Raw genomic sequence first — 11,303 nt, 5'->3', positions numbered from 1 at the left:
TATGAAAAGATTTAAGAACTTTCTGTATGTAATGAACCATGACATCAGCGAACCGTCTCCTTCATTGCTACGAGCCGTTTCTCTAGCTAAGAATAATCAGGCCGATTTGACCTTGTTACTAGTGATCCCAAAGCTTTTTTTACCTTCGTCTGTAAAAAAAGTTGGCATGGGTACGGTGGAAATGGAAAAAACTGTTTTTGCCCGAGAGCAAGAAAATTTACTACAGCTTGCAAAGACTCTTGATAAAGATGTGAACGTCAAGGTGCTGCTAAAAGTCGGAAAAAGATATCTTGAAAGTGTACGCCTAGTGTTATCACAAAACGTTGATATGCTTATTAAAGAAGTTGACAAGGTGAGTTGGTTGGACCGTTTGATTGGTAGTGACGACATGCATTTATTGCGCAATTGTCCATGCCCAGTTTGGCTGATGAAAAAGGATGAAAAGCCTGATTACAAACAAGTGTTAGCTGCTGTGGATTTTGATTCTGAAGATGACGAAACTTGTAATGATGAATTGAATCATATGATCCTGGCTCTTAGTTGTTCAATTGCCTTAGCTGAATTTTCGACAGTGCATGTGGTAACGGCCTACAATGCAGCTGATGCTGGATTTATTGGTTTGTGGGCAAGTGATCCCGAGAACGTTGAAAAGCAGATGTTAGAATCAGAATTTCGCAATAGCAGGTATCAAATGGACTTGTTATTTCACAACTTAAACGAAGAAATAGGTAATGAATCTTTTAATTATTTGTCACTGATCCCCCATTTAGTAAAGGGGAGGGCTGGTGAGGAACTCCCTAAAATAGCGAAAAGCATTGGGGCAGATTTAGTGGTGATGGGAACTATCGCCCGCACTGGAATTGCTGGCCTAGTAATTGGTAATACCGCTGAAACTATCCTTAATCAACTAAACAGTTCGGTCTTAGCAATTAAGCCAAAAGGTTTTGTTTCACCAATATCTTAATTTACCAGTCACAATTGCTCGGCATATCGTTTAAGCCCATTTCTTATGGGTTTCTCTATCAAACTGCTGAGCAATTTTCCCCACATTGGAATATTCACCTTAGGTTCAAAGCTAATGGTGTAAACCAGTTTTGAGGTTTCTCCGTCACCTGAAAAGTGCAGTTCACCATTATGGTTTTTAATAGGGCTACCTTTGCTGATTTCATAGGCAATAAATTTATTTGGCTCGTAAGCTTTAATGATTTCTTCAAAAGCTGGGGTGGGAAAAGATTTAATAAGTCTTACTGAGCCTAATCCGTTTTTATCTGCATCTCTACAGAAAACTTCTAAAATAGAAGGTAATTGTTGATTTGATAAGTATGCAAAAAACTGCCATTATGGAAGTATATTGTATATATATTGGGGTTGTCTGATGAGTGTATTCAAAGATCTTAATAAATTAACTATTCAGGCTATCAATAATGGGCATTGCGGAATATTCACCGCCAGTGATCTAGCCATGATGCTTAATCGAGAGGATAACAAAGCCTTTCGTGCCATCCTTACAAAAAGTGTAAGCAACGATACCCTTAAACGTGTCACAAAAGGTATCTATGTCAACGCACACTTAGCTCCCAACCCAAAGGGAGCAATATACAGAATTGCCAAACATCTTAGATGGAAGTATTTCAATTACGTGAGTCTCGAGTCTCAATTAAGCCATGTGGGAGTGATATCTCAAATTCCAATGGCGTATTTGAGCGTGATGACCACTGGACGCAGTGGCACATTCGTAACGGATTACGGCACAATTGAATTTACCCATACAAGTCGAGATATTAGGTTACTTGAAGATAGCGTATATTTTGATGATGAAATCGGTATGTTTCGCGCCAACAAAAAACGAGCAATTACTGATCTTAAACGTGTTGGAAGAAACATAAATATGATCGAGGAAATAGACGATGTTGGATAAGATAGTTCAAAGTGCCTTACGCAGAAACCGAAAACTTTTGGGGCTAGATGATGTGGTTGAAAAAGAAATACTGCACCATGACATAATACAGGTATTGCAGTTAGAAGGAATTTTACAACAATTGACTTTCATCGGCGGTACATCGTTAAGAATATGCTACAACTCAAGTCGCTTGTCTGAGGATCTAGATTTCACTGCAGGGCTAGATTTTAAAACAAGTCAATTTGATGGTATGGCGGAGCAATTGCAAATACATCTACATAGAAAATATGGATTGCGGGTAGACGTCAGAGAGCCAAAACTCACTAACACAGATACCTCTTCGTGGAAAATTACAATAGAAAAATATGCAGATAGACCCGACCTACCATCACAAAAAATGCATATAGATGTATGTGCTCTACCTTCATTTGATCGTGAATTTCATCCCGCTATTGATCATTACGGGATCCAATCACCGATAGCTAGTTTACCAATTCCTGTGCAAAGTTTGGATGAAATCATGGCTGACAAAATGGTCGCTTTTGCTTTTCGTCAGCGCAGGATAAAACCGAGAGATGTATGGGATATCATGTGGTTAAAGCAACGGGGAATCATACAAGACCCCACGCTTATTCGTCGAAAATTGGAAGTAAGGGAAAAATCAATTCAATCATATATCGAAAATACTGAGCGACATTCCCAACTGGTAATTGAAGACAAAACAACCAAGTTAGATTTTGAACGAGAAATGAGCCGTTTTTTACCACAAGATATTCGCTCCAACACTCTTAATAATCCAAATTTCTGGAGAGCTGTGGGACAAGAGATAATGGCTGATGTGATACAAATTAACGATATATTAAAGGGTAAAAAATCACAAAAATCAGCCAGATTTAAGATGTAGAAAATAAATATCCCGAACTCAGGTTACTTAGCTTCGCTATAGTTTCACGCTGTTTTCACATTGATTATTCAGGACTTAGACTTTTCAATAACATTTTTAAACTCTGGCCGTGAATATCACTAAACTTTTGTTTTTCGCTAAATGAGTTCAGTATATGTAGCGCGTCATTGAGTTCGGATCGGTCTAAATCTTTAGAAAATCCCATCGCCCAAGCCTCCATTTCTCTGGTTTTGGTTGTGGTGGCTAAAATCACTCGCAGATTATGATGTCTGGTGTCTTTGGATATGAGCTTATAGGCGAACTCAACATCATCTTGTTTACCTTCAATAATCTGAATGAAGTGTTGTGGTAGTTCTACTAACAAACCTGTAATGCCATACTTTTCGTTATTTTCGCGCGCTTTACATAGAATCGAATCCATATCACTTGGCACAAATGTATTTACTTTGTCGCTAACATAGATGAGTTGGTACACAGTAATAAACGTCCGATATTTATCGATGTTATTGAGATTATCCTCTATGACTCAGTAAGCCAACGTTTTTTGATCCACTTAGATGCACAGCAATGAATAGATAGCCAAGCTAACGATTGGAAAAATCAATCTTTAGTTAAAGGGTGTTTTACGTTGCTACAAAGGGCAAAATAGCTGGCTATTGTTTCACTATTTTCCATAAAGTTGAGTTGTATCATTTGAAATATTCACAACGCGCTCAAGCGATTTCGCCGTTTTTTGCCATGGCTTTTAGTGAAAAAGCTGCTCGTTTGGAAGAGCAAGGCAAACACATTGTTAGATTGAACATAGGCGAGCCTGATTTTGGTGCACCGCCAGACGTGTTAACAGCAATGCAGGATCTTGCGATCAATGCGCCGCTGCCTTACACCTCGGCACTAGGGTTACCAGAACTACGTGCTGCCATTGCAGGCTTTTATCAAACAAGCCACCAAATTGAAATCGATCCAAAACGTATTGTGGTCACAGCAGGGGCATCTGCAGCCTTATTACTACTGTCGGCTGCCTTTGTGGATGAGGGTGACAAGGTGATCATGGCTGATCCGTCGTACCCTTGTAATAAACAATTTATAAAAAGTTTTGGTGGCAAGGTGCAATTGGTGCCGACTCAAGCAGATTCACGCTTTCAATTGAATATGGCGCTGCTTGAACAACACTGGCAGTCAGGCACGCGCGGTTTAATGTTAGCCACTCCCTCTAACCCCACAGGTACAGCTATAGCAGCAGATGAACTAGCTGCGATGTGCCAATTTGCGCGCAGCAAAGGGGCATGGCGAATTGTTGATGAGATTTATCTTAACTTGCACCATGGCCAAGCCGATTCACAACCAATGAGTGTATTGTCATTCGATGATGAGGCGCTTGTTATTAACAGCTTTTCGAAATATTTTGGCATGACAGGTTGGCGATTAGGCTGGTGTGTGGTGCCTGAACGCGCTGTCGATGTGATGGAAAGACTGGCGCAGAATTATTATATTTGCCCGTCGACTTTAGCCCAAAAAGCCGCTTTACAATGTTTCACCCCAAGCTCTATTGCTGTGTGTGAGGCAAGACGAGCAACCCTTATTACTCGAAAAAAACTGGTACTGGCTGGATTACAAAAATGTGGATTACATGTGCCAGTTTCCCCTGACGGCGCTTTTTATGTTTATATCGATGTGAGTCCCACAGGGCTTTCCGCTATGACTTTTTGTGAGCGAGTATTGCAAGAAGCTCATGTTGCGCTAACGCCAGGCAATGATTTTGGTGAATTCCAAGGCGACCAGTATGTGCGTTTGTCATTTGCTTCTGCAGAATCTGAACTCGAAGAGGGCTTGCATCGACTTGCAATCTTTATGGAAGGCTTAAAAAGTAGCCTTACCACTTAGTGTTTGGTGATAAGCCGTGCTCATTTTATTCAAGAATTTGCTTAATTTTAGTAGTTTGAAATAAACTGCCAGCCCCTTATTTTGCAGTTTTGCTAGGGGGCTTTTGTTTTTACTAATATCAATCATCAGTGGAGGGAAAGTCAAAGCATTAGTGTTGCCGACAGTTCGTTTTATATTGTTTTGCCATTATTTAACATGGGAGTTAATTCGTGTAATGTTAACATTCTTATCTCATTAATGATTTTGGTAAATGGAAACGACTAACAACGATAGAATACGTAATGTTCAAGGGAAAGATCGAAGACCCGAATTTTGGCTAGTGTTTATGCGTAGCGCTCAAGTTGCTGCATTAATTGATGTTGCATTCTTTTTTCTTTTTTACGCTTTGGGTTCGCCTATTCTTGCTTGGGTCAATATTGTCAGTGTGGCGATATACACCTTAGTTTATTATGCCTCCAAAAACCGAAAGAAAAGAATTGCTGTCGCCCTTATCTGGTCAGAAGTGATAATTCATGCAGGGCTCGGTATTATTCTTATTGGTTGGGAAAGTGGCTTTCATTACTATTTACTCATGTTTATTCCGGCAATTTGTTTATCAACATCTTTTAGACCAGCGTTAATCACATTGACAGTGTTATTCGCGTGTTATGTCGGACTAGACTTTTTAGCTTGGTTTATTGAGCCAATTCAGCCAATTAATTCATTTGCGTTGAAAATAGTTCATTTGTTCAACCTGAGTGTAGTGTTTGTGATGCTCAGCTATTTGTCGTTGTACTATTTAAAGACCGCGCGTCGCGCTCAAAAAAAACTGAACATATTGGCAACAACAGATCCTCTTACAGAGTTGTACAACCGACGCTATATGAACGACCTAGTAGACAAAGAAATACAAGACTTTAATAGAACAAACGACGGTATTGGTATTATCTTAATTGATATTGACTATTTCAAAAAAATTAACGACCAGTACGGCCATAAAGTTGGCGACGATGTTCTCGTTAGGGTTGCACAGATCATAAAAAAACAAGTCCGCAAGCAAGATCTTATCTCGCGCTGGGGGGGGGAAGAATTCTTGATTATTCTCCCCGACACCCCCCTCATTGATGTGCAGTTGAGCGCCGAGCGAATAAGAGCTGCGTTTCTTACCTATGACTGGCTTAAGGAAATTGGGGAAGATGTTAGTCCCACTATCACGGCAGGTATTAGTGAGTTGAAGCAAGCAGAGAGCTTGGATTCTGCTATAGCCCGTGCCGACCGAGCCCTTTATAAAGGTAAAGCGGACGGTAGGAATCGTGTGGAATTATGAACCTCATCGTTACCACAACACTCATACAAAATTTCATCTGAACTCGAAGAGGGCTTGCATCGGCTTGCAATTTTTATGAGCCGCTTAGATAGCTGATTATTAACAACCTAAGTTACGGGGGTAATTAATGTTTGGCTGCAGACCATTGTTTGGGGTCAAGCAAATAACACTGTTTAAATTGTTCATATAATTTCGGGTGATGGTGCTCTAGCTGATGGGGTTTTTCAAAAAATGTTTCAGTCACCACCGCAAAAAACTCGGCTGGTGATGTGGCGCCGTAGCTGTCAATTACATCGTCTTCACCATCGGCCCACTTTTGTTGTTGCACACTGAACTCGGCATTTAATACTTGTGACCATTGTTGATATTGGGCTGCTGTGGGCAATAAAGGCAAACCATCCATTGCGGCATTTTCTTCGTCTAGTTTGTGGGCAAATTCATGCATCACCACATTGTGGCCATCGCGACTATCTCTGGCTCCTTGCAATACATGATCCCAAGCCAGTATTACCGGACCTCGGTGCCAAGATTCCCCCGCTCTGGTACTAGTACCAGTAATATGCAACATGCCTTCTATCCGAGTGCTGCTGGCTACATAAGTCTCTGGGTAAACCAAGATGCTACGAAATCCAGGATAATAATTGCCTGGCCGATTAAGTATTAACAAACAAGCTTGCGCGGCAATTAACACTCTGACTGTATCGTTTATTTCGAAGTCATTTCGGCCAACTATGTCTTTCTCATCTAAAAACACCTGAATATGGCCCGCTAATTTACTCTGTAATTCATTGGGTAAACGCAAATACAAAGGAAATTCAGTTTGTAATATGTGTAAGTATTCTGGGGGTAATGGCTGCGCTCTTAAGCGGATACGTTTTAACTCACGCTGTTTTATTTTGCGTTTGTCTAGGTAAAACCACGCCACCATGGCCAAAATGGGTAAACTCAGTAAACAATATATTAGGTTTTGGCGCATAGATTTTCTGTGGGTGATTTAAGGACAGACACTAGCTTATCAAGTTTTTATATGAGGAGTTTGAAGAAGTTTATTTAAGAGCTGATCCTGAGATAAATAGCATTCCGTGGATTTCAGCCACTAGAGTCCGACTGTGTTGTCATTAAGCAGTTAAATCCATCGCAAACCTTGATATACGGATGGGTATTTAATCTATTACTTTTGCCAATGCTAAAGTGCGCTGACAAGCTAATATTATTGGTCTGTCTACCATGCGGCCGTTGACCACCACCACTCCTGCATTTTCTTGACCATCAACCGTTTGCATAACCTGTTCGGCGTAAGCAATTTGAGTAGTAGTGGGCTTGAAGGCCATATGAATGGCCGCTATTTGGCAGGGATGGATCGCCGCTTTTGCACTGAAGCCTAAGTCTTTAACTAGTTGGGTTTCGGCCAGTAAACCTGCTTCATCCTTAATGTTGACATAAGGCACATCTATTAAATCAATTTTGGCTCTAGCAGCAGCCATCACTAATTGACTACGCACAAATAACAGCGGTTGATAGGCAAACTCACAGCGCAACTCTGCCGACATATCTGCACCACCAAACATCAAGGCGACGACTTTGTTTGATGCCTTGGCAATTTGGGGGGCGTTGTCTAAACCTTCTAAGGTTTCAATTAAGCCAATGAGTTTAGTGGTCCCCGGATGCAATAATTGGCTGGCTTTTGTCATTTCGGCAGCGTCGTTACATTTGGCTAGCATAATGTAAGCGGGTTGAACTGTAGCCAGTACTTCTAAATCCAAAATACCTAATACAGTAGATAATGGATTGATACGCACACAAAGCTTTTGTTTGTTGGTCTCATCTAAACCTGCGATAAAATCAACTATAGTTTGGCGAGCACTGTCTTTATCGCTAGGTAAAACAGCATCTTCTAGATCAATGCAGACCAGATCAGCACCGGCATTTAAGGCTTTATTAAAACGTTCTGGCTTAGAGCCAGGCACAAATAACAACGAACGAATGAGTTTTTTCATAATCACCTCTTTAATTTATTGGTTTTAATACAGGGAATTAGCAATGAGCATATTTAACCTCAGCTCGGGATAAGCCATACCGTCCAGCACCACTATTATTACGCCTATCTTCGTTGAAGTTGCTCACAATAGCGCGCTATTCCCCTGTCACTATAATAGAATACACAAATATTCATTATCGGCAGTCACTTTTCTATGAACCAAGACAATCATTCAACTCCTGAAAAAGGGTTACTTTTTAATACCAAAGGCAAAGTATCCGTTTGGGCCTCGCAACATCCTTACGCTGATATTCCTGATGAATATTTTGAGGAGACCTTTTTCAAAAAAGGTACTCGGGCAAGAAACGCTTGGTCAGACAATTATAAAATACGCTATTTTACTCCTGAGATGATGGAAACTAATGGTGCACACACTGGCACCATAGATATACATGAAGCGGCTGGTGGCTGTTCTTGCTCAAGCTCTTTTATCGTTAATTTGATGAGTAAAGCGAAAAAAAATAAGATGGAGCAAGTAACCTGGATTATTTTACTTTTCGAACAGGAATATAGCGTCAAACTTAGTGGTGTTGCTGAAGATGAATACACCACCTTTTTGGGAGCTTTTAACTATGATGCTTCTAGCGAGAGTCTGTTGGGTGAAGAAGAAGATGAAAATGACGATGAAACAGAGATAGATCCAGAATAAGGTGGATAACTTTAGCTTTACGATTTATTTATGGCTATTGTCTTTTTTTACCTATTTGAGAAATGTTATTCTCGTTAACGAACGAGCTAAGGATCTTAATTGACTCCATCTTTGGTTAATTAAGATATTGATGTGCACAGCACAATTATTTAAACACCCATTGAGGAATATATGGCGTCACCAAAATTTCATAATAGTATTCGTAAGTACCACCGTTGGCTGGGATTTTTTTTGGCGGGTGTTATCACAATTTACGCTACTAGTGGGATCCTATTAATATTTAGACAGACAGACTTTCTCAAGTTTCCACAAACCGAAGTACGTCAGTTAGAGCCGGGATTACAGATTGAGTCATTAGGTGATAATCTGCGCTTGAAAAATTTTAAAGTCGAGTCTGAATCGAACGACGCCATTATTTTTAACCTTGGTCAATATGATAAAAGTACCGGGGAGGCTGTAATCAATACAATTGACTATCCCAAACCTCTAGCCAAATTAGTGAAGTTGCACAAAGCCACACATAATAGCCCACTGTTTTTCCTTAATATAGGTTTTGGAGTTTCATTATTATTCTTTGTTGTATCGTCATTTTTGATGTTTATGCCAAAGTTGCCTTTCTTCAAAAATGGCATAAAGATATCTATTGCAGGGGCTTTGTTTGCGCTTATATTTGTGATTTTTGCATCATAAAACATACTCTAAACTTTTGAATCTGAACGTATGGCTTATCCCGTGTTCAGATTTAACAGGATGAATCTACTGAAATTTACGACAGGTTCCACTTGTGTTTTTTACTGACAGCCATATTATTTAATACATGAACACTAGCTTACTAAATAAATACCAACTCACAAATTGCATGATTAAGTGCAATGTCGCTGTAATGTTGTTTTTATTTTTGTCGGCATCGTTTATTAATCTTGCCGAAGCCGGTGATGTTTCCAATCAGGAAAAGGCCTTATACCTTGCTGATTATGAATGTGTCGCTGATAGTACACCCGAATATGATCCAGATGATGGTGTCGGTATTTCATATGAGGTTACTGAATACTTCGAAGTTGCCCTTACCACTCTTGAAGTTCAAACCCAAGCAACATACCACCTAAATTTTACCTATCTACGGCCGCTTACCCGTGCTCCACCAAAAGTATTTAATTAATACCTAGTCTACAGAGTCCCTTTGTAGGAAATTTAATAAATATTTTTGGTGAATTAAAATGAATGATTTTAAAATAATTCCTACTGTGGATAGCAGTATTTCTTGTGCAAACGTATCAGTCGAAACGCAGCCTTATGTTGATATACATAGTTCAGCTGAGCATGTTGTTAACGACATTGATTGTATTGTTTCGCAAATGATTGCTCCTGATACAAGTATTGATGAAGCATTGACAGTAATGAGACTAAGCAATAGAAAGTCGAAATTATATGTTGGCACAGATACAAAGTTATTGGGGGTGGTTAGCGGCTTTACTTTGGTCAGCCGTGTTGTATTAATGATTGCAAACCGCAAAGGTGTGGCGAGGGCTGACTTAACAGTGTCAGATGTCATGAGTCAGGCATACAAAATGCCCGCTTTACGAAAAAGTAATGTTCACAGAGCTTGTATCGGTGATATCAAGAAAACCATGGAGTCACTCGGTGAAGCGCATATACAAGTCGTTGATGAAAACAACAAAATTTGTGGAGTGATTTCATCAACAGATATTAGTCGGGTTTTGGATGAGCCAGTTTATATCAATGCCACCGCTCATTCGTTTAAAGATTATTTTGACGTTATGCAAAAACACGAGGAGCTTATTTAACGCCTTATTAGTTTAAGGTCTGTTTATAAAAGGGGAGGGTTATAATAGTAACTCTCCCCTTTATTTTATTAATATTTTGATTCTTATTGTGACAGGTTTTTCTAAACTCTGTCTAACATAGACATAGTATTAAGTAAGCAGTGTGCAATGATTAAAGGCCATAAATTTCTTCCAAAACAAACATAACCGATCCCCATAGCAAGACCAATTAACCCAACAGTAATAGACCTTTCTGATAAATCATAAGAATGTCTAAAGCCAAATATACTCGCCTGAATTAATACTGCGGCTACCGTGGCAAACCAAGTGCTAGAAAGTGCTCTTTCAATCCAGTTCATTAAAAAACCTCGATCTAACATTTCTTCTAACATTGATTGCAGCCAAATAAATGGGATGATGGCGAAAAACAGTTGCCAATTTCCTGCCAGCTCGCCAAATTTAGACGACGCATTTTCATTCGACATGTCGGGGGCAATTTGCAAACCAAGTTGTTCTTTAAATGTTTGAAATATCAGAATTGAAATAATGGTGAAGGCGAAGATAAAAACAGTCGCTAGCAATGTTTTCCGATAATTTTTTGGTCGACATAAACCGATTTCTATCCACGTAATACCTCGTATACGCATTAGAACAGTTGCAACTACTAGGGTAGTAAATGACCAAAAAAGACCGTTAGTAATAAAGTTAAATTGTGCAAAGTACACTTCTCTTATTAAAAACATTACCGAAATATAGACTGCTAAATCAAAGCCTAAAACCATAGGGTTTTTATGATAGGAGAATAACGATTTTATTTTTTTTGAATAGAAAATATGCATTC

At 39.5% G+C, this 11,303-nt stretch carries 14 protein-coding genes; 9 read left to right on the top strand and 5 right to left on the bottom strand.

Annotated elements, in window-relative coordinates; all coding sequences use genetic code 11:
- Position 1: 1 nt before the first annotated feature.
- Entirely contained in the window at positions 2 to 964 is a 963-nt protein-coding gene (locus GARC_RS03330) for a universal stress protein (RefSeq protein ID WP_007616702.1), read from the top strand.
- An 8-nt stretch (positions 965 to 972) separates the two neighbouring features.
- Here the strand turns inward: GARC_RS03330 and GARC_RS27675 are convergent, their stop codons facing one another.
- Positions 973 to 1,296: an SRPBCC family protein gene (locus GARC_RS27675; RefSeq protein ID WP_153810856.1), complete on the bottom strand. Its 324-nt coding sequence runs from the start codon at positions 1,294 to 1,296 to the stop codon at positions 973 to 975.
- A 79-nt stretch (positions 1,297 to 1,375) separates the two neighbouring features.
- On the opposite strand from GARC_RS27675, the gene abiEi reads away from it, so the two are divergent.
- Together abiEi and GARC_RS03320 are read left to right on the top strand one after the other, a co-directional pair.
- Positions 1,376 to 1,918, top strand: coding sequence for a type IV toxin-antitoxin system AbiEi family antitoxin (gene abiEi, locus GARC_RS03325; RefSeq protein ID WP_007616700.1), 543 nt, complete (start codon positions 1,376 to 1,378; stop codon positions 1,916 to 1,918).
- A complete protein-coding gene (locus GARC_RS03320) occupies positions 1,908 to 2,804 on the top strand; it encodes a nucleotidyl transferase AbiEii/AbiGii toxin family protein (protein WP_007616698.1) in 897 nt (298 codons plus the stop codon). The genes abiEi and GARC_RS03320 overlap by 11 nt, the downstream gene beginning before the upstream one ends.
- A 64-nt stretch (positions 2,805 to 2,868) precedes the next feature.
- Here the strand turns inward: GARC_RS03320 and GARC_RS03315 are convergent, their stop codons facing one another.
- Complete coding sequence (locus GARC_RS03315) at positions 2,869 to 3,279, bottom strand: BLUF domain-containing protein (RefSeq protein ID WP_007616696.1); 411 nt, start codon at positions 3,277 to 3,279, stop codon at positions 2,869 to 2,871.
- 218 nt (positions 3,280 to 3,497) lie between these two features.
- Here GARC_RS03315 and GARC_RS03310 point away from each other — a divergent pair, with 218 nt between their 5' ends.
- Both GARC_RS03310 and GARC_RS03305 read left to right on the top strand, forming a co-directional pair.
- Complete coding sequence (locus tag GARC_RS03310) at positions 3,498 to 4,685, top strand: aminotransferase class I/II-fold pyridoxal phosphate-dependent enzyme (RefSeq protein ID WP_007616694.1); 1,188 nt, start codon at positions 3,498 to 3,500, stop codon at positions 4,683 to 4,685.
- Between the two features lie 250 nt (positions 4,686 to 4,935).
- Positions 4,936 to 5,991 (top strand): GGDEF domain-containing protein, encoded by a 1,056-nt coding sequence (locus GARC_RS03305; protein WP_007616688.1) that lies wholly within the window; start codon positions 4,936 to 4,938, stop codon positions 5,989 to 5,991.
- 124 nt (positions 5,992 to 6,115) lie between these two features.
- Here the strand turns inward: GARC_RS03305 and GARC_RS03300 are convergent, their stop codons facing one another.
- Entirely contained in the window at positions 6,116 to 6,967 is an 852-nt protein-coding gene (locus tag GARC_RS03300; protein WP_007616686.1) for a M90 family metallopeptidase, read from the bottom strand.
- A 187-nt stretch (positions 6,968 to 7,154) separates the two neighbouring features.
- Positions 7,155 to 7,988, bottom strand: a complete 834-nt coding sequence (locus GARC_RS03295) for an HpcH/HpaI aldolase/citrate lyase family protein (protein WP_007616684.1) — start codon at positions 7,986 to 7,988, stop codon at positions 7,155 to 7,157.
- 195 nt (positions 7,989 to 8,183) lie between these two features.
- Between GARC_RS03295 and GARC_RS03290 the strand changes: the two genes are divergently transcribed.
- The 4 genes from GARC_RS03290 to GARC_RS03275 all read left to right on the top strand — a co-directional run bounded on the left by GARC_RS03290 (position 8,184) and on the right by GARC_RS03275 (position 10,483).
- Entirely contained in the window at positions 8,184 to 8,678 is a 495-nt protein-coding gene (locus GARC_RS03290) for an immunity 22 family protein (RefSeq protein ID WP_007616682.1), read from the top strand.
- Between the two features lie 171 nt (positions 8,679 to 8,849).
- On the top strand, positions 8,850 to 9,368 hold the full coding sequence (locus GARC_RS03285; protein ID WP_007616681.1) for a hypothetical protein: 519 nt from the start codon (positions 8,850 to 8,852) through the stop codon (positions 9,366 to 9,368).
- Positions 9,369 to 9,561: 193 nt separating this feature from the next.
- A complete protein-coding gene (locus GARC_RS03280) occupies positions 9,562 to 9,837 on the top strand; it encodes a hypothetical protein (RefSeq protein ID WP_007616680.1) in 276 nt (91 codons plus the stop codon).
- Positions 9,838 to 9,895: 58 nt separating this feature from the next.
- Positions 9,896 to 10,483: a CBS domain-containing protein gene (locus GARC_RS03275; RefSeq protein WP_007616679.1), complete on the top strand. Its 588-nt coding sequence runs from the start codon at positions 9,896 to 9,898 to the stop codon at positions 10,481 to 10,483.
- Positions 10,484 to 10,584: 101 nt separating this feature from the next.
- Here GARC_RS03275 and GARC_RS03270 read toward each other — a convergent pair whose 3' ends face one another.
- On the bottom strand, positions 10,585 to 11,301 hold the full coding sequence (locus GARC_RS03270) for a CPBP family intramembrane glutamic endopeptidase (protein WP_007616678.1): 717 nt from the start codon (positions 11,299 to 11,301) through the stop codon (positions 10,585 to 10,587).
- Positions 11,302 to 11,303: the final 2 nt, after the last annotated feature.

The sequence above is a fragment of the Paraglaciecola arctica BSs20135 genome, assembly GCF_000314995.1.
Lineage (GTDB): Bacteria > Pseudomonadota > Gammaproteobacteria > Enterobacterales > Alteromonadaceae > Paraglaciecola > Paraglaciecola arctica.
This window is presented reverse-complemented; position numbering and strand designations above follow the sequence as displayed.

Bases quoted from the DNA above. Each gene is read 5' to 3' on its own strand.
- GARC_RS03305 (WP_007616688.1), top strand. From the start codon at position 4,936: ATGGAAACGACTAACAACGATAGAATACGTAATGTTCAAGGGAAAGAT.
- GARC_RS03290 (WP_007616682.1), top strand. From the start codon at position 8,184: ATGAACCAAGACAATCATTCAACTCCTGAAAAAGGGTTACTTTTTAAT.
- GARC_RS03270 (WP_007616678.1), bottom strand. From the start codon at position 11,301: ATGCATATTTTCTATTCAAAAAAAATAAAATCGTTATTCTCCTATCAT.
- GARC_RS03280 (WP_007616680.1), top strand. From the start codon at position 9,562: ATGTTGTTTTTATTTTTGTCGGCATCGTTTATTAATCTTGCCGAAGCC.
- GARC_RS03285 (WP_007616681.1), top strand. From the start codon at position 8,850: ATGGCGTCACCAAAATTTCATAATAGTATTCGTAAGTACCACCGTTGG.
- GARC_RS03320 (WP_007616698.1), top strand. From the start codon at position 1,908: ATGTTGGATAAGATAGTTCAAAGTGCCTTACGCAGAAACCGAAAACTT.
- GARC_RS03300 (WP_007616686.1), bottom strand. From the start codon at position 6,967: ATGCGCCAAAACCTAATATATTGTTTACTGAGTTTACCCATTTTGGCC.
- GARC_RS03275 (WP_007616679.1), top strand. From the start codon at position 9,896: ATGAATGATTTTAAAATAATTCCTACTGTGGATAGCAGTATTTCTTGT.
- GARC_RS03295 (WP_007616684.1), bottom strand. From the start codon at position 7,988: ATGAAAAAACTCATTCGTTCGTTGTTATTTGTGCCTGGCTCTAAGCCA.
- GARC_RS03330 (WP_007616702.1), top strand. From the start codon at position 2: ATGAAAAGATTTAAGAACTTTCTGTATGTAATGAACCATGACATCAGC.
- abiEi (WP_007616700.1), top strand. From the start codon at position 1,376: ATGAGTGTATTCAAAGATCTTAATAAATTAACTATTCAGGCTATCAAT.